The organism is Streptomyces ficellus (assembly GCF_030406405.1).
Lineage (GTDB): Bacteria > Actinomycetota > Actinomycetes > Streptomycetales > Streptomycetaceae > Streptomyces > Streptomyces ficellus_B.
The window spans coordinates 24,055-41,188 of sequence record NZ_JAUEPL010000034.1; the positions used below are offsets into that span (position 1 = coordinate 24,055).

At 70.6% G+C, this 17,134-nt stretch carries 17 protein-coding genes and 1 pseudogene; 7 read left to right on the top strand and 11 right to left on the bottom strand.

What is annotated here, in order from left to right:
• Window positions 1-6 precede the first annotated feature (6 nt).
• Window positions 7-975 (bottom strand): DMT family transporter, encoded by a 969-nt coding sequence (locus QWM81_RS21090; protein WP_290113738.1) that lies wholly within the window; start codon window positions 973-975, stop codon window positions 7-9.
• Window positions 976-1,050: 75 nt separating this feature from the next.
• Here QWM81_RS21090 and QWM81_RS21095 point away from each other — a divergent pair, with 75 nt between their 5' ends.
• On the top strand, window positions 1,051-1,956 hold the full coding sequence (locus QWM81_RS21095; protein WP_290113739.1) for a LysR family transcriptional regulator: 906 nt from the start codon (window positions 1,051-1,053) through the stop codon (window positions 1,954-1,956).
• Window positions 1,957-2,208: 252 nt separating this feature from the next.
• On the opposite strand, the gene QWM81_RS21100 is transcribed toward QWM81_RS21095, so the two are convergent.
• Window positions 2,209-2,688, bottom strand: coding sequence for a Rieske (2Fe-2S) protein (locus QWM81_RS21100; RefSeq protein WP_290113740.1), 480 nt, complete (start codon window positions 2,686-2,688; stop codon window positions 2,209-2,211).
• 671 nt (window positions 2,689-3,359) lie between these two features.
• Between QWM81_RS21100 and QWM81_RS21105 the strand changes: the two genes are divergently transcribed.
• A complete protein-coding gene (locus QWM81_RS21105; RefSeq protein WP_290113741.1) occupies window positions 3,360-4,181 on the top strand; it encodes an alpha/beta fold hydrolase in 822 nt (273 codons plus the stop codon).
• Window positions 4,182-4,438: 257 nt separating this feature from the next.
• The gene (locus QWM81_RS21110; RefSeq protein WP_290113742.1) at window positions 4,439-5,128 is read left to right on the top strand and encodes an esterase/lipase family protein; all 690 of its coding nucleotides are present in this window, start codon (window positions 4,439-4,441) and stop codon (window positions 5,126-5,128) included.
• A gap of 26 nt (window positions 5,129-5,154) precedes the next feature.
• On the opposite strand, the pseudogene QWM81_RS21115 reads toward QWM81_RS21110, so the two are convergent.
• The 9 genes and pseudogenes from QWM81_RS21115 to QWM81_RS21155 form a co-directional block, all read right to left on the bottom strand.
• Window positions 5,155-5,471: pseudogene (locus QWM81_RS21115) on the bottom strand (DUF4396 domain-containing protein); the annotation flags it as partial.
• Window positions 5,472-5,591: 120 nt separating this feature from the next.
• Window positions 5,592-6,425: a class I SAM-dependent methyltransferase gene (locus tag QWM81_RS21120; protein ID WP_290113743.1), complete on the bottom strand. Its 834-nt coding sequence runs from the start codon at window positions 6,423-6,425 to the stop codon at window positions 5,592-5,594.
• A gap of 96 nt (window positions 6,426-6,521) precedes the next feature.
• Window positions 6,522-7,424 (bottom strand): anchored repeat-type ABC transporter permease subunit, encoded by a 903-nt coding sequence (locus QWM81_RS21125; protein WP_290113744.1) that lies wholly within the window; start codon window positions 7,422-7,424, stop codon window positions 6,522-6,524.
• The gene (locus QWM81_RS21130; protein ID WP_290113745.1) at window positions 7,421-8,158 is read right to left on the bottom strand and encodes an anchored repeat-type ABC transporter ATP-binding subunit; all 738 of its coding nucleotides are present in this window, start codon (window positions 8,156-8,158) and stop codon (window positions 7,421-7,423) included. The genes QWM81_RS21125 and QWM81_RS21130 overlap by 4 nt, the downstream gene beginning before the upstream one ends.
• Window positions 8,155-9,765, bottom strand: coding sequence for a TIGR03773 family transporter-associated surface protein (locus QWM81_RS21135; RefSeq protein WP_290113746.1), 1,611 nt, complete (start codon window positions 9,763-9,765; stop codon window positions 8,155-8,157). Before QWM81_RS21135 ends, QWM81_RS21130 begins: the two co-directional genes overlap by 4 nt.
• Before the next feature lie 5 nt (window positions 9,766-9,770).
• Window positions 9,771-11,282 carry an anchored repeat ABC transporter, substrate-binding protein gene (locus QWM81_RS21140; protein ID WP_290113747.1) on the bottom strand — a complete coding sequence of 504 codons (1,512 nt, stop codon included), beginning with the start codon at window positions 11,280-11,282 and terminating at the stop codon, window positions 9,771-9,773.
• Window positions 11,283-11,302: 20 nt separating this feature from the next.
• Window positions 11,303-12,415 carry a choice-of-anchor M domain-containing protein gene (locus QWM81_RS21145; protein WP_290113748.1) on the bottom strand — a complete coding sequence of 371 codons (1,113 nt, stop codon included), beginning with the start codon at window positions 12,413-12,415 and terminating at the stop codon, window positions 11,303-11,305.
• A 156-nt stretch (window positions 12,416-12,571) separates the two neighbouring features.
• Entirely contained in the window at window positions 12,572-13,222 is a 651-nt protein-coding gene (locus QWM81_RS21150; RefSeq protein WP_290113749.1) for a choice-of-anchor M domain-containing protein, read from the bottom strand.
• 291 nt (window positions 13,223-13,513) lie between these two features.
• Window positions 13,514-13,957 (bottom strand): Fur family transcriptional regulator, encoded by a 444-nt coding sequence (locus tag QWM81_RS21155; RefSeq protein ID WP_353938328.1) that lies wholly within the window; start codon window positions 13,955-13,957, stop codon window positions 13,514-13,516.
• Here QWM81_RS21155 and QWM81_RS21160 point away from each other — a divergent pair.
• The 4 genes from QWM81_RS21160 to QWM81_RS21175 all read left to right on the top strand — a co-directional run bounded on the left by QWM81_RS21160 (window position 13,847) and on the right by QWM81_RS21175 (window position 17,105).
• Window positions 13,847-14,101 (top strand): ABC transporter permease family protein, encoded by a 255-nt coding sequence (locus QWM81_RS21160; protein WP_290113797.1) that lies wholly within the window; start codon window positions 13,847-13,849, stop codon window positions 14,099-14,101. The genes QWM81_RS21155 and QWM81_RS21160 overlap by 111 nt on opposite strands.
• Window positions 14,044-14,523, top strand: coding sequence for a metal ABC transporter permease (locus tag QWM81_RS21165; RefSeq protein WP_290113792.1), 480 nt, complete (start codon window positions 14,044-14,046; stop codon window positions 14,521-14,523). Before QWM81_RS21160 ends, QWM81_RS21165 begins: the two co-directional genes overlap by 58 nt.
• A gap of 78 nt (window positions 14,524-14,601) precedes the next feature.
• Window positions 14,602-14,913: a DUF1490 family protein gene (locus QWM81_RS21170; RefSeq protein WP_290113750.1), complete on the top strand. Its 312-nt coding sequence runs from the start codon at window positions 14,602-14,604 to the stop codon at window positions 14,911-14,913.
• A gap of 2 nt (window positions 14,914-14,915) precedes the next feature.
• Window positions 14,916-17,105 (top strand): heavy metal translocating P-type ATPase, encoded by a 2,190-nt coding sequence (locus tag QWM81_RS21175; RefSeq protein ID WP_290113752.1) that lies wholly within the window; start codon window positions 14,916-14,918, stop codon window positions 17,103-17,105.
• Window positions 17,106-17,134 lie beyond the last annotated feature (29 nt).

A 17,134-nucleotide genomic window follows, 5' to 3' on the forward strand; every position in this document is an offset into this window, starting at 1 on the left:
GCGGCGTTACGGCTGAGGTGCCGCCGGCCTCGGGCGGTTCTGGGTGAGGGCCGCTCCCGCCAGCACGATCAGCGCGCCGACCGGCGTGTTCCAGGTGAGGCCCTCGTTCAGGAGGGTGACGCCGGCGGCGGTGGCGATGACCGGGATGAAGTAGGTGACCATCTGGCCGGTGGTCGGACCGACCTCGGCGACGATCCCGTACTGGAGCAGTACGGCCAGGCCCGTACCGAGCGTGCCCAGGGCTACCACCGCGAGCAGCGGGAGGACCGGGAAGGTGGTCGGCCAGGTGGTGAACAGCGGGGTCACCACCGCCAGTTGCAGCGTGGCCAGCAGGAGCTGCGCGCCGGTCAGCGAGAGGTGCGACTCGCTGCGGCCGGCGAGCGTACGGCGCACGTAGATCCAGCCGATCGGGTAGCTGAGCGAGGCGAGCAGGGCCATCACGGTCCCGGTGACGTCCAGCCCGGAGAAGCCCTGCCAGGCACCCAGCACGGTCAGGACACCGATGAAGCCGATCCCGAGACCCGCCACCCGGCGGCGCGTGGGGCGGTCCTCCGAGAGGGCGACCAGGGACAGCGCCATGCCCCACAGCGGCGAGGTGGCGTTGCAGATACCGGCGAGCGTGGACGGGATGGTCAGCTCGGCGTACGCGAAGAGCGAGAACGGCAGCGCGTTGAGGAAGAACGCGGCCACCGTCAGATGCCCCCAGGTGCGCGCGCCGCGCGGCAGCCCCGCCTTCCTCACCGCCATGGCAACCGCCAGGACGCCCGTACCGAACAGCAGCCGACCGAAGGTGACCTGGAAGGGGGCGTACGCCTGGGTCGCCACCTTGATGAGGAGGAAGCTGAACCCCCAGATGAGGGAGAGCACCGCGAAGCGGATACGCCAGTCGATGCTGCGGCGGGGTGCGGGCGGCGCACCTGCGTGCCTCCGGGGCGGGGTGGCGGGCAGCGAACGGGAAGAGGTTGCGGTGCTCATGCCGAACACCTTGGCGGTCAGCCATGTCGTAGGACAAGCGAATTATGCTTGGGGTGTTCGCTTAGCATTGCTTACATGTTGAACCTGGAGCGCCTGCGGACCCTGGACGCCCTCGCCCGGCACGGCTCGGTGAGCGGCGCGGCGGACGGTCTGCACGTGACGACCTCGGCGGTCTCGCAGCAACTCGCCAAGCTGGAGCGGGAGGTGGGGCAGCAGCTGGTGGCGAAGAACGGGCGCGGGGTGCGGCTGACCGACGCCGGCCGTCTGCTCGCCGACCACGCGGCGCGCATCCTGTCCCAGGTGGAGCTGGCGCAGGCGGATATCGAGGCGCAGCGCGGCCAGGTGGTGGGCGAGGTGCGGCTGGCCGGGTTCCCGACGGCGGCGCGCGGGCTGTTCCCAGGGGCCGTTCGCGCGCTGCGGAGGGACCACCCCGACCTCGCCGTCCGCACCAGCGAGCTGGAGCCCGAGCACGGAATCCGGCACGTGATGCGCGGCGACATGGACCTGGCGGTGGTGCTGGACTGGAGCAACAAGCGGCTGCCGGTCCCGGCCGGGCTGGCCAGGGAGCACCTGCTGGACGACGCCGCCGATGTGGCGCTGCCCGCCGGCCATCCCCTCGCGGGACGGGCGCAGCTCGATCTGGAGGAGCTCGCGCACGAGGAGTGGGTGTCCTGGCCGGAGGGCGAATTCTGTTACGAGTGGCTGATGTTCACGTTGCGCTCGAAGGGCATCGAACCACGGATCGCGCATCTGGCCGGGGAGCACCATACGCAACTGGCCCTCATCCAGGCGGGGCTGGGGGTCTGTGTCACGCCGCGGCTGGGGCGGGGGGCCGTACCGGAGGGCGTCGTCCTCGTGCCCGTACGCCATCAGATGCGGCGCCACATCCACGCGGTGTGGCGGACGGACGCGGACCGGCGCCCGTCGATCAGGGCGGCGGTGGCGGCGCTTCGGGAGGTGGGGCGGTCGGTGAGCAGCTGAGGGGTCGTGGCGGTCGGCGGCCATGGTGGCCGGCCGCCACGGAGCACGGCGCGGTGCACCTCGGCCATACGGTGGTGGTCCCGGCCGGCACCATCGTGGAGGCCTTTCGTCCGACCGCGCCCCCGCGATGGACCGCAACACGTCGTGCCGGCGGCCACGGTCACCGCCACGGACGACGGCCTCGGCTGCCGCAGCGTCCGCGTCCGCGCCCACGTCCACGACCGGACCGCGACCGGGACCGCCACCTCACCGTCATGCGAGCTTGATCGAGTCGCCATCGACCGTGATGCGCGCGGCAGGCAGCGGCGAGGTCGCCGGACCGGCCTTGACGCTGCCGTCCGTCGCGTCGAACTGACTGCCGTGACAGGGGCAGTTGATGACCCCGTCGGCGACGTCCTTGACCGCGCAGCCCGCGTGCGTGCATGTGGCCGAGAACGCCTTGAACTCACCCGCTCTCGGCTGGGTCACCACGACCTTGCCGACCACCTTGCCGCCGCCCTCGGGAATGTCGGCCGTCTTCGCCAGCACCTGGCCCCCGCCGCCGCCCCCCGTGCTCCCGCCGGTCCCCGCCCCCGTCGTGCCCCCGGCCGCCGGTTGCCCGGCAGCGGACCCGGCCGGGCTGTCCGGGCCTCCGCACGCGGTGAGCACGGCCGCCAGCCCCGCCCCGCCCGCCGCCGCCGCGACGACGGTGCGGCGCGCCACTGCCCTGCTGGTCCCCTGCGATCCGGTCATTCGGGTTCCCTTCCCCTTCCACGGTGGTCACAACGTCACCCTGGAGTACGAGGCGACAGGGCGGGGCGTTCACCCGCTCACGCACCTCTATGACCGCGACGTAAGCCGGGAGGATGCGCTCCAAACCCATCGCGACCCGCTGTGTCACGCCCTTGAGCGCAGTTCGACATGCACGATCACTACGCCTCTGTGCCGTTCGTTGTACCGGTGAAGGTGGCCGGCGGCCTCTGGCGCCGTACCTCGTGCCCACCAGCTGATTGCCTTCGAGCCCCGTCGTATGCATGGCGGCATCAAGCCCTTCCGGTACCTGCGGTTGTACTCCGCGATGCTTCGAGCGATCGGGCACAAGTGGCGGGCGGGTGTCGGCTAAAGGAGCGGGGGAGTAATCGCCAATCATCCGAGGGTTGACAGGCGAGTAACATCCGCGCAAAATCGCCGCACCGCACGACATTGCCGAACGGTGTTCGGGTCTGGTCCTCAAGGGAGCCAGCCCCCGCGCCCCGGCGAACGGCCGCGAAACAGCGCCGTTCTCCCGGGGCAGCCGGACACGGCTCCCGCCCCGGACATGGCTCCCGACCCGGACACCGCTCGCGAGCCGGACATGGCTCCCGACGAACCGCCGCAGTCACCACTGTGGTTCCCGATCCCGTTCGCCTCAGAAGGACACCCCCGTGTCGAGACTGCGCTCCATCCTGACCGCCGCCGCTCTCGCGGTCACCGCAACCGTCGCCTCCCCCCTTCCCTCCGCCGTCGGCGACACCACCGACGTCTCTCCGCCGGGCGCCAATGACTGGTCCTGCAAGCCCGGTGCCGAGCACCCGGATCCGGTCGTTCTCGTACACGGCACGTTCGAGAACATGGCCAAGAACTGGCCGACGCTCAGCCCCAAGCTGAAGAGCGAGGGGTACTGCGTCTTCGCGCTGAACTACGGTGGCAACGCCATGGGGCCCATCGCCGAGTCGGCGAAGGAACTCGATTCGTTCGTCGACGCGGTACTCGGGGCGACCGGCGCGCGCAAGGTCGACCTTGTCGGCCACAGCCAGGGCGGAATGATGCCCCGCTACTACATCAAGAACCTCGGCGGCGCGACGAAGGTCGACGACCTGGTCGGGATAGTTCCGTCGAACCACGGGACGGAGACCGTGCTCGTACGGCCTGCCGGTCTGGAGAACGCGGCCTGCCCGGCGTGTGACGAACAACAGGCGGGCTCGGAGTTCCTGACCGGCCTCAACGCCAAGGACGAGACGCCGGCCGGTCCTGACTACACCGTCGTCACCACCAGGTATGACGAGGTCGTCACGCCCTACACCAGCGCCTTCCTGGACGGATCGGCCCGCGAGGTCACCAATGTCACGCTCCAGGACGCGTGCCCGCTGAATGTCATCGAGCACGACCAGGCGCCCAACGACCCGGTGGTCCACCAGTGGGTCCTGCACGCGCTGGAGCGTACGGGTCCGGCCGACCAGACCTTCCGGCCCTCCTGCGTCGCCTGACGAGGACGAGGACGAGGAGAAGGGCGAGGAGGAGGACGAGGAGGAGGACGAGGCAGGGGCGGTGGCGACCGGTCGCGAAGTATTTGGCGCACGCGTCTTGCCATCTGCCGGATACCCGGCAGTAACCTTTCGGCACCCTCGTACGGCACTGGTGCCTTCGGTCTTTCCGCGACCCGGACGACAGCTGGCTTCACAGCTTCCCCAGCCCGCCGCCCCCCATGGCTGTCCCTGCTCGCCCGGAACTCCGTGAGGTAACCATGAGAAGCCACCTGATCGTGCCTGCTGTCGCCGCCGCCGCCCTTCTGCTCGCCCTGCCGGCCATGGCTCCGGCCGCCGCGGCCGACACGTCGACGTACAGGCCCTCCAGCAATCCGATCCTGTTCGTACACGGCTACAACGGCAGCGCGTCGAACTGGGACACCATGGTGAGCCGGTTCAAGAACGACGGCTGGCCCGCATCGCACCTCGATCAGTGGAGCTACGACTCCCGGCAGTCCAACGCCACCACCGCCGAGCAACTGGCCGGCGAGGTCGACCGGCTGCTCGCCGCCACGGGAGCGGCGAAGGTCGATGTGGTCACCCACTCCATGGGCGGCCTCTCCTCGCGCCACTACGCCAAGAACCTCGGCGGCGACGCGAAGACCGAGGCCTGGGTATCGCTCGGCGGACCCAATCACGGAACGGACACGGCCAACAGCTGCTTCGACACCTCGTGCTACGAGATGCGCGTCGGATCGGATTTCCTGACCGCGCTCAACTCCGGCGACGAGACACCGGGAAGCCCGCGCTACGCGACGTGGTGGTCGCCCTGCGACACGGTCATCAACCCCGACAGCAGCGTGGCCCTTTCGGGTGCCAGGAACACGCAGACGGCCTGCCTGAGCCACAACGGACTGCTCACCGACGCCACGGTCTACGCCCAGGCGCGCGACATGATCAACAGCTGAGGACGCCGACTTGACGCGGGTTCCGGCCCGTCGGAAAGGTGCGCGTCCACGGCGCCGGGAGTGAGGGCGGTAATGAGGGCGTCCACCAGCTCCATCACGGCGATGACACGGTGTCGGCGGCGAGCGCCGTGCGGACAGCAGCCTTGAATCCCAGGCCCGCCTTACGGACCGCGTACACGGTGAAGGAGTAGCCGAACAGGAAGGCGAGGAAGATCGCCAGCACCATGGTCGGCGCGTTGCTCCAGCGCAGGGCGGTGCCGATGGCCATGCCCGAGATCTCACCGATCGCACAACCGGTGAGACAGTGGGCCGTCGCCTGCGCCGCGGTGCGCCAGGAGGCGCCGCCCGGCCCTCCGCGGCCGCCGTAAGCATGTTCGGTGTGATCGTGTCCAGCGTGCTCCGGGCCCTTCGCGCGGGCGTCGGGAGCGCCGGCGTGATGAGCGGTGTGATCCGCGGGACGGTGTCACGGGAGCTGTAGGAGACTGAGGCGGTACTCCTCGACCTGCGGCAGTCGCTGTGCGGCCAGCTCACTGAGCATGGCCTGATAGCCGGTGGGCAAGCTGTCGTACATCTGTGGCGGCAGGCTGCTCAGCGTGTGCGAGGCGAGCAAACGCGTGCCCGGCCGCCACTGGACGAGCTCGGCGGGGTCGGCGCATGCCCAGCGCATCCGGGCTTCGACCTTGCTCAGTGCGTCGTGGGCGTCCTGGTTGGCGATGATGGTGGGTCCGGCGGTGTCCAGGGCCAGCAAGGAGCCGGGGAAGCGCTCGGCGATCAGGTCGACGACGTGCCGCACGTCGGTCTCGTCCAGGAAGGGCAGCACCGCCTCGGCACTGAAGAAGTACGGGCCGTCCGAGAGCCGGGCCACGTCCGCGGTCCAGGAGCCGTCCGTCACGGAGGCGGCGATCATCCGCCGGCGCGGCACGTCCTGGAAGAACGCACGGCGCAGGGCGATGACGTCGGGCAGATCGAGGTCGAACCACTGGGCCCGGCCGTTGTCGACGCGCTCGAAACGGGTGTTGAGCCCCGTGCCGATCTCCACCACCGTGCCGCCGGGGTGCGCGCCGAGAAAGTCGGTGACCCACCGGTCGAAGAGGGCAGTGCGCAGCACGGTGCCGATGAGGCTGGGCAGGTTGTCGAAGCGGGCGAAGTCGTACGCGATCGAGGCCACGATCTCCTCGGCGCGTGCGTCCCGTAGCGCCGCGTCCTCCTTGCGGTTCTCCACAGCCCGGCCGTACAGGGGGATCAGAAGGGTCTCCTGGACGGTGCCGAGGTCCAGCCGTACGGTGCGCTCGGTCATGGCGGTCTCCCTCGTTCGCGTCGGTACGGTCCGGGCTGGGCAGTGCCGTGGCTGCGACCACTGCCCAGCCCGGAGGTCTGCTCACCGCCGAAGGAGTCAGGTACTCCCGGCGGCGGTCGGCTTGGGACCGATGGCCCGGGCGCCGGCGTCGGCCGTCGACCGCAGTCGTGCCACCAGTCCGTGCCTGGGTGCGAGCACCCACGCGAGGGCGAAGAACGCGGTCAGGACCACGACGATGGAGCCGCCGGCCGCCAGGTCGTAGGCGTAACTGACGTACAGTCCCGCCAGGCTGCCCGCGCAGCCGAAGGCCGAGGCGAGCAGGGTCATGGCCCACAGGCGTTCGGTCAGCAGCCGGGCCGTGGCGGCCGGGGTGATGAGGAGGGCCAGGACGAGGATGTTGCCGACGGCCTCCAGGGACATCACGATGGTGGCCGTCACGACGATGTAGAGCGTCATGTCGAGGCGGAGGACCGGCAGTCCGGCCGCGCGGGCCGTTTCGCGGTCGAGGGTGACGGCGACGAGTTCCTTGCGCAGGGCGAGGACGGTCGCGACGAGTACGGCGCCGATGCCGGCCACCCGCCAGACGTCGGACGAGTCGACCGCGAGGACTTGGCCGAACAGGAAGGACGACAGGTCCGTCGTCCAGCTGTCGCGCGTCGAGACCAGGACGATGCCGAGCCCGAAGGCGAAGGCGAAGAAGACGCCGATGACGGTGTCCTCCTTGAGCCGGCGGTTCTGGGAGACGATGGCGATCAGCACCGCCGTCGTCGCGCCGGCCGCCGCCCCGCCGAGCAGCAGGTTGCCCTGGAAGGCGTACGCGAGCGCGACTCCGGGGAAGGCCGAGTGGGCCACGGCGTCGCCGATGAACGCCATGCCGCGCAGGACGACGTACACGCCCACCACGCCGCACACCAGGCCGACGATCGCGGCGACCGCGAACGCGCGCTGCATGAAGGGGAGTTGCCAGGGGTCGGTGAAGAAGGCCAGCAGCTCGCTCATGCCGCGGCCCCCGCTTCCGCCCGGACGGAGCCGATGGCCCGGTCGAGCCCGAAAGCCCGCAGCATCTGCTCGGGGTCGGCGAGCAGTTCGGGTCCGCCTTCAGCGACGACCGTCCGGTTCAGGAGCACGACCCGCGTGCAGGTGCGGGCCGCGGCGGCCAGGTCGTGGGTGGTCATCAGTAGTCCTCTGCCGTCCGCGGCCAGGCGGCCGAACAGGTCGTTGAGCAGGTCCTGGGTGGGGACGTCGACTCCGGTGAACGGCTCGTCCAGGAGCAGCAGCCGTGGCTCGGCCGCCAGCGCCCGGGCCACCAGGACGCGCTGGCGCTGCCCGCCGGACAGTTCGCCGATGGGGCGGCGGCGCAGGTCGGTCAGCCCGGCGAGTTCCAGGGCTTGGTCGGCCGCCTCGCGGTCGTGTGCCTTGGGCCGCCGGAGCCAGCCGATGGCGCGGGTGCGTCCGCTGAGCACGACGCCCGCGACATCGATGGGGAAGTCCCAGGCAAACTCGTGCCGTTGGGGTACGTAGCCGACCGTTCCGGTGGCGGTGACGCTGCCCGCCGAGGTGGCGGCGAGCCCGAGGACCGCACGCAGGAGGGTGGTCTTGCCGGCGCCGTTCGGGCCGAGCAGCCCGACCAGCTCACCGCCCGACACCGTCAGGGAGGCGTCCTCCACGGCCATACGACCGCCAAGCGCCACGGATACGGACTCCACCTGCAACAGCCGCTTGGTATCCGTCATGCCGTACGCCTGCGGGTGAGATAGACGGCGCCGGCGCCGGCAGCTACGAGACCGGCCGCCGTCCCGCCGAACAGCAGTGAGGAACCCGCGCCCGTGGACGCCATCGCGCCACCGCCCGTCGAGCCGCCCGTCGAGCCGCCGGTGGTACCGCCGGTCGTCGCGCCGGTCGTCCCGCTCGTGGTGCTTCCGCCGGTCGCACCAGCGGTTCCGGAGCCGCCTGTCGTGCCCCCTGTGGAACCTCCGCCCGTTGCGGTGCCGCCGGTCGAGGAGCCACCGGTGGAGCCGGAGCCGCCCACCTGCACTCCGTTGGGGTCGGTCGCCCCGACCGCGAAGGCGATCGTCTCCGTATCGCTGACCTTCGTACCGTTGGCCAGCGTCCCCGACATGGCGAACGTCAGCCGGTACACGCCTTCCTTGCCGAAGGCCCAGCCGCCGTGGGCGTGGGTGTTCTGCGGTACGCCGAACGCGTCCGGCACGCCGTCCGCGCTGTTGAAGCGGACGGTCGCTCCCGACAGACCGTCGTAGTTGTACAGCGCGAAGTTGCCCGGCCCGTCGGCCTTGACCAGCTTGAACTCGACCTCGCCCTTGGTCGCGCCGGCCGCCATGTTGTCAGTGGACCACCCCGGCCACAGCAGCCCCGGCTGCTGCACCTGGTCGAGCAGCCACACCGGATCGCCTGCCTTGCCCAGGAAGGCGAAGTCCTTGGCCGCCGGAATGACCTTCCTGGCCTGCGGCTTGACGTGCAGCACGACGGACGACGGCTCACGCCAGACCGTTTTGCCCGGCACCGTGCCGTCCTTGATGTGGACCTGCATCTTCCCGTCGGCCACGCGCGCGGCGAGGTCGATGTGCCCCTGGTCGAGCACCTTCTTCGCCGTCTCCACGGGCTCGGCCGCCGCGATCACCCGCTGAGCCGCGACCGCCGGACCGGCGCCCGCCAGGGAGGGGGTGGCCGGGCGCCGGTCCTCACCCGCGTCCGCCGGTGCGCCGGCGACGGGGGCGGTGGGGGAAGGGCTCGCGGGAGCGGCGGGGGGAGCGGGCGGCAGGGGAGCAGCCACGGCCGCGTCGCCCACGCGCATGGTGTACCGGGTCTCGGCGACGAGCGGGCCGCCGTCGCTCTCGGCCTCCGCCGCGAGCGTCAGCTGGTAGGTGCCGGGCCTGTCGAACACCCAGCGCGTCTCGCCACGCGCCCCGGTGGGTAGGTCGTATCCGTCCGGCAGGCCGTCGGTGCTGTCGAACCGTACGACGGGCTCCCGATCCGGAGCGCTTCCCGGCTCGTACACCTTCAGCGCGCCCGGTCCCTCGACACCGGTCAGCGACCAGCGCACGCCGTCGCCGCGTACCGCCCCGGTCGGCAGGCCGGTGGTGTCCCAAGCAGGCGTGAGTTCCCAGGCGGCCGTGTCGTCGGGCCCGGTCACGCGGTGCGTGTCGTCGATGTCGAGCACCCCGCCCGTCCCAAGGCTGAGGACCCCGTCGACCAGGGTGACCGGCGCCACGACCGGGACCGCCGCCTCCTCCTCGCCGGGCGGGACGGTCATGGCCGTTCCGCCGAGGGCCAGGAAGCCTGCCGCCGCGAGGGCGACCCTGCTGTTGCGTACGAGCCTCATCGGGCTCAACTCCCCTCCCGGCCCAGACAGCGGGCCAGTTCCTTCGCGTTGTGGCGCATCATCGCGACGTAGTCGTGGACCTTGTCGTCGAAGGAGTCGCCGTAGATCGTGCAGATGCGGACGCCCTCGTCCTCGGCGACCCGGCGCAGGACGTCGGCGCGCGCGGCGAGGTTCGGCTCCAGGAAGACCGCCGGGACCTTCTTGTCCCGGATGGTGTCGCGGAGCTTCTCCACCTCGGCCGCGCTGGGCTCCCGGTTCGGCACGGGCACCACGAAGCCGGCGACCTCCATGCCGTACGCCTCCGCGAGGTAGCCGAAGGCGTCGTGCGTGGTGATGAGCTTGCGGTTGGCCTCGGGCACGGTGGCGAGCGTGGCGGCCACTTCCTTGTCCAGTGCCGCCAACTGCTTCAGGTACCGCTGGGCGTTGCGCTTGTACTCCGCCTTGCCCGCCGGGTCGGCCTTGATGAGCTCGGCCTCGATCCGCCGGACGTACGCCTCGGCGTTGGTGACGTCCTCCCAGGCGTGCGGGTCCATCTCGCCGTGGACGTGCTTGCCGATGACCGCCTGCGGCAGCACCCAGATGTCCGCGCCCGGCTTGCCGAGGAAGCGGAACGCGCCCTCCCTGGGCACGGCCTCCTTGGCCCGGTCCGGTACGGAGAGCACGACCGAGTCGGCCGGGTGGTTCGTCCGCTTGCCGGTGGACGGGTCGTCGGAGCGTACGTACACCGACTTGGTCTGCGCGTTGAGCGCGACGTCCGCGTGTCCGCCGTCCAGCAGCCTCTTCCCGGCGGGGGCCGGGGTCTTGCCCACCACGAAGGTGACGGTGCCGCTCCCGATCGGCGCCTTCGTCCCGTCCAGGGTCTCGGTCTGGCCCTGCACGGTGAGCCGGTACGTGCCCGGCTTGCTGAACACCCAGTTGACGTGGGTGTGCGCCTCGGGCGGCAGGGTGAAGGAATCCTTGGCGTCGAAGCCGTCGGTGGAGTCGATGTAGCTCTGCGGGGTGCCCAGGGTGTCCGTCAGGTAGACGTGCAGGTCGCCGGGGCCGTCCAGCTTGGTGGCGGTGGTACGGACCTGCGAGCCGTCGCCCGTGACCTCGCCCTCGACGGCCCAGCCCAGCCACAGCACATTGAGACCGAGGTCCTCTTTGAGCTTGATGACCGTGCCGCCGTACTGCTCCAGCTTCTCGCTGATGGGGACCTTGGGCGTCTCTTTGCGGCTGTTGGTGTGGATCATCTTCATGATGCCGGGCTCTTCCAGCAGCAGCCCGTTGCTGAAGATGAGGTCCGACTTCGCGACCCTGGCGGCGTCGCCGGGGCTCGGCTCGTACGAGTGCGGGTCGCCGTGATGCGGTACGACGGACGTCACGTCCACCCGGTCGCCGCCGACGTTGCGGACCAGGTCGGCGAGGATGCCGGTGGTCGTGGACACCGTCAGCTCGGCCTCGCCCGAGCCACCGCCGGATCCCGGACCGCACCCGCTGCCCAGGAGGATGGCCGCGACGAATCCCGTGACAGCCATACGCGTGCGTCGCGTTCGGCTCATCGCGCGGCCGCCTTCCGGCGCAGGCGCACGAACAGCACGGTCGCACCGCCCGCCACCACGGCCGCGGCGGCGATGCCGGCCGGAAGCGCCACGCCGGCGCCTGTCTTGGCCAGGCTGCCGCCCGTGGTGGTGGTGCCTCCGGCCAGGATGGCGCCGGACCCGGTGCCCGCACCGCTGCTGCCACTGCCGGCGGGCGGAACGATCGGGTCCGGCGCCGCGGCACCCGACGGCGTCGCGCTCGCGCTCGCGGACGGGGTCACGCTGGCGCTCGGCGTCGGCGAGGGAGACGCCGTGGGCGTCGCCGTCGCGGTCGCTGTCACCGTCGGGGTGGCGGTGGGAGTTCCGGTGGGGGAGGCGGACCCTGTGGGGGGCGCCGTAGGAGTGGGGGTTGGGGTGGGCGTGGGCTTCGGAGTGCCGTCACCTGGTACGACCGCCGACGGGTCAACGTCGCCGACGGCGACGGCCAGGGTCTCCCGGTCGCTGACCTTCTCACCGGACGGCAGAGTCGTGCTCATCTCCATCGTGATCCGGTAGACGCCCTTGCTGTTGAAAATCCACAAAGGGTGAGCATGCGTGTTCGCGGGCAGCTCGACCGAGCCCGGATCGGGCTTGGTGCTGTCGATGGTGACGCCGATGCGTACACCCATCTCCGGGTCGTCCTCGAACTGGCCGAGGATGAAGCGGCCGGGGCCCTCGATCTTCGGAAAGGTGACCTTCACAGGTCCGGACACATCGGCCGGCAGGATCTCCAGGGTGTTCCAGCCGGGCCACAGCAGCCCTTCCTTCACCTCGAAGTCCTTGTCGACCCACAGGCTTTCGCCGGGCTCGCCGAAGCCCTCGAACTGCGGCACCTCCTCACGTGGAGGGATGACGAGCTCATGCCGCGGATCGAAGTGCAGCAGAACATCGGACGGTTCACGCCACACGGGCTTGCCCGCGACCGTCCCGTCCTTGATCTGGTACTCCAGTCGGCCGTCCTTGAGCCGGGCCGCCATGTCCAGATGACCGCCGTTCAGGACGACGCGTTCTCCATCGGGTGCCTCCCTGGGCGGGTCCTCTGCGGCGAGCGCGACGGGTGTAGCGGCGAGCAGGGACAGTACGGCCGTCACAACGGCGGCTCGCGTCGTACTTCGCGATAGTGAGGCCCGCATGCGGGGCGTCTCCTTCGAGCGGTGAGTTCAGTGGACCACGGCCGTGCCGGGAGCGGGCAGGCTGCCCATGGCCCGCCCCCGGCACGGAGTCGAAAGGGCCTGAAGCCCGATGGATCAGCCGGCCTGGAAGGTGTAGGTCGCGGTCGTCGGGCCGACCTTGGCGCCGTTCGTCAGCGTGCCGCTGACCTCGAAGGTCGCGCTGTAGGTACCGGCCTTGGTGAAGACCCAGTTGGCGTGGTCGTGCTCGCCCGCCGTGACGTTCTTCGTGTTGGCGAGGGTGGCGTCACCGCTGTCGTAGTAGCGGTTGTTCTTCGGGCAGAGCCCGTTCTTGTAGACGGTGATCTTGCCCGGGCCGGACACGGAGGTGAGCTTCACCTGCACCTTGTCGTTCTGGAACACGCCCGTACCGATGTGCTCGCCGGAGATCCCCGGCCACAGCAGGTTCGTGTTCTCGACCTGCGGGAGTCTGTAGACGGTCGAGCCCGCGGTGCCCAGGTGGGTGTAGCAGTCGCCGGTCGGGACCTTGTACGCCGAGGCGGGCAGTGCCTGTATGACGACGTCGGCCGGGTCGTACTCGACACCCGGGGTGACCGACTCGTCGTGGACGTGCAGTTCCAGGGCGCCGGCGGCGTACTCGACGTCGAGGACGTCGACATGACCCTTGGACAGCGTGGTTCCGGCCGCATGAGCGGCGGTGAGCCCGCCGACGGCTATGGCCGCGGCTACGGAGCCGGCGACGGTCAGCGTGCGCGTGAAGGTACGCAAAGGAAGCCCCCCTTGAGAGCGTTGATTAGCGCGAACGAGCGTGACGATAATCGTTTTCATTAAGAGAAGGCAAGGGGGATGCGGGGGCTTGTCGCTGACTGTGGAGGGGATGTGCCCCCCCATTAGGCCGATGCGTGACCAGAGTCGTGCCTCGATCGTGAGCGCCGAGCCACAGATGGCGTGCACGGGGGTATCGGGCGTGCCGCCTGAAGTTGTACGAGATTGAGCAGGCGTGACGGTGCGACCAGCGGCCGGGAAGAGGGGGCGACGGCTATGCCTGGTGGTCCACTGCTACTGCGAGGTGCTGCATCGGAGGCAGACGCCACTGAGTTCCAAGGTGTGCTCCACGTCGGTGAATTGGAGGGACTCGCCGATGCGTTCAGCCCACCCCTCGACGATTTCGGTGTCGACGACCTGGCTGCAGCCGCACCCGCGGCAGATCACGTAGTGCTGGTGCCCTGCCGAGGACCGCCACCGGTACAGCCGCTCGCCATCCGAGTCCCGCACGGTGTCGAGTCGCCCGTTGTGGTCGAGCGCCTGGAGTGTGCGGTAGACGGTGCTCAGTCCCGTACGAGAAGCCCGTGAGCGGTGACAAAGCGGCGTCCTGCTGGTCTTCGCCCTGTGATGCCCGCCGCCACCGCCCAGACGCTCACCGCGCACCCCGCCGTCGGCATGGCCCTCGCGGTGCTCATCGGCCTGCTGGTCACCTGGGGTGCCCTGATCGTCGCCTACCACTCGACGTACCCCATCGGATTCTCCGTGACCACCTTCGCCTTCGGCGCGTACGTCTTCACCCGGCTCGGTGTCGCGTGGGCGCGAAAGTGCTGTTCGGTTCGATCTTCGGCCTGTCCGCCGACCAGGCACGGACGGCGGCGCTGATCGCCGCCGGCATCTGCCTGGCCATGCTCGCCATCGCACGGCCCCTGCTGTTCGCCTCGCTCGACAAGTCGATGGCCGCCGCCCGGGGCGTGCCGGTGCGGGTGCTGGGATTCGGTTTCCTCGCCCTGGTCGGCGCCTGCGCGGCGCAGGCCACCCAGGCAGTCGGGGCGCTGCTCCTGCTCGGCCTGCTCGCCGCCCCGGCCGGTGCGGCCATGCACCTGACCGACCGGCCCTACCGCGCCCTTCTCCTGTCCGCCGTCCTCGCCGTGGCGGAGATGTGGGCGGGGATCGGCCTGAGCTACGTGGTGCCGAAGCTGCCGCCGAGCTTCGCCATCATGGCCGCGGCCACTGTCGTGTACGCGGCCGCCTTCGTCATCGGCCGCCGACGGCGTGCGACCACACCGGTCGTGGCCGGGCCTTGATTGCCGCCCACCTGCTCAAGGTTCACAATTGAGTCAGGTTGGGCATTCGGGGGCGCGTCTTCCGCGAAGGAGCGCCCGATGCATCCCGCTGCTCTTGTCGGCGCCGCCGCCGGCCGCATGGCCCACTTCGCCGTCTCCGGCGTGATCGGTGGACTGATCTTCCGCGGAGCGGCCAAAGCCGCGCCCACGGTCAAACCCGCTGCCCGCAAGGCGCTCGTCGGCAGTCTCGCCGGTGGAATCGTGGCGGGCCGGTGGCTGGGCTCCGCGGCCGAAGAGGCCCGGCTCAAGGCGGGCGACATGCTCGCCGAGGCCCGCTCCTCGCTGGGCGAGGAGGCACCGCCACCGTCCGCCGTCAGCGTCGACGGGCACGACCACGACCACGAGCACTGATCATGTCCGACATCGCCGTCCGCTCCGTCGCTGCCGGCCGGGTACGGCTGACCGTGCCCTGGCTCCGAGCCCGGCCCGGCTGTGCCGGGCTCGTCGATGACCGGCTCGCCGACGTACGGGGCTTCCGGGCACTGCGGATCTTCCCCCGTACGGGAAGCGTGGTCGTCTGGGTCGCACCCGACCACCTGGACGTGGACCAGCTCGTGGCTGCCTTGGACGCGGCGCCACCCCCGAGCGCCGTGGCCAAACCCAGCCGCGCTATGCCCGACTCCTCCACCGGCGAGGTCGCCCGGCTGGTCGTCGGCGGAGCCGTCCTCGCCCTCGTGGCCGTACACCGGCTGCTGCTGCGCCGCCCGCCCTGGTCGGCCGGCGCTCCCCTCGGCGTTCTTCGCGTGGCCACCGTCTTCAGTGGGCTGCCCTTCTTCCGTGGCGCGCTCCATACCGTCCTGGGCCGCCGCTATCCCGGTACGGACACCCTGGTCACCGCCGCCACCCTGATCTCGCTGGTCCTGCGCGAGAACGTGGTGGCCCTGACCGTGCTGTGGCTGCTGAACATCGGCGAGTTCCTCCAGACCCTGACGCTGCGCCGCACCCGGCGGGCGATCGAGGAGCTGCTGAGCGTCGGCGAGGAGCGGGTCTGGCTCGTACGGGACGGCGTCGAGGTCGAGGTGGCGCTGGAGGACGTCGCGACCGATGACCTGGTGGCCGTCTACGAGCACCACAGGATTCCCGTCGACGGCACGGTCGTCTCCGGTGAGGGCCTGGTGGACCAGGCGGCGATCACGGGCGAGGCCCTCCCCGTCTACGTACGCGAAGGCGCGGAGGTCTACGCGGGCACGATCGTCACCAACGGATCGCTCACCATCCGCGCGACCTCCGTGGGCCGCGACACCACCGTCGGCCGCATCATCAGCCGCGTCGAGGAGGCCCAGGCCGACCGCGCGCCCATCCAGACCGTGGCCACCCGCTTCACCCGCCGCTTCGTGCCGGTCTCCTTCGCGCTGGCGGCAGGTACGTACGCGCTCACGCGTGACGCCCGCCGCGCCATGACCATGCTGCTCATCGCCTGCCCCTGCGCCGCCGGGCTCGCCACCCCCACGGCGATCAGCGCGGCCATCGGCAACGGAGCCCGCCACGGCACCCTCATCAAGGGCGGCACCCATCTGGAAGGCGTCGGGCGGGTCACGGCCGTGGTCTTCGACAAGACCGGCACCCTCACCCTGGGCCGCCCCCTCGTCACCAGCGTGGTCACCTTCCACGAGGAGTTCACCGCGGACGAGGTGCTGAGCCTGGCTGCCTCCGGCGAGCTGCATGCCCGCCACCCGCTCGCCGACGCAATCGTCCGCCGCACTGAGGAACAGCACCTGCACATCCCGATCCACCAGGCGTGCGAGGTCGTTCTCGGCATGGGCATGCGGGCCGAACTGGACGGCAGCCGCCTGTTGGTCGGCAGCCCGGCACTGCTGCGTCAGCACGGTATGGAACTGCCCGACGCGGCTCAGCAGTGGACGGAACAATTGCGAGCCCAGGGCGAAACCGTCATCTGCCTGGCCCACGACGACGACCTGATCGGCATGCTCGGCCTGTCCGACGCCGTACGCGGCGGAGCCCACACCGTCGTCCGGCAGTTGGAGGACCTCGGCGTGCAGCGCATCATCCTGCTCACCGGCGACGCCCCCGAGACGGCCCAGGCGGTGGCCGACGCCCTCGGCATCACCGAGGTCCACGCCCACGCCCTGCCCGAGGGCAAGCTCCAGCTGATCCGCGACCTCCAGGACGAAGGCCACCTGGTCGCCATGGTCGGCGACGGCACCAACGACGCACCCGCCCTGGCCCTGGCGGACGTCGGCATCGCGATGGGCGCGCACTCCTCCCATGTGGCGCTGGAGACCGCCGACATCGCGCTCGCGGGAAACGACCTTCAACAGGTCGCCGCCGTGGTGGAACTGAGCCGCCACACCCTGCGCGTCGTACGGCAGAACTACGGCCTGGCCATCGGCGTGAACCTGGTCGGCCTGGGCGCCGGTGCGGGCGGATCCATCAACCCGGTCGTAGCGGCCCTGCTCCACAACACCAGCAGCATCGCCGTGGTCGGCAACTCCGCCCGCCTGGTCAACCACACCCCGCGCCTGCCCAGCGAACGCGGACCCGCCCTGTACGCGGCGCCGATGGAAGACCGCCGAGTGATCTGATGCCCGTGTGCTGAGCCGTGCGGTCAGCA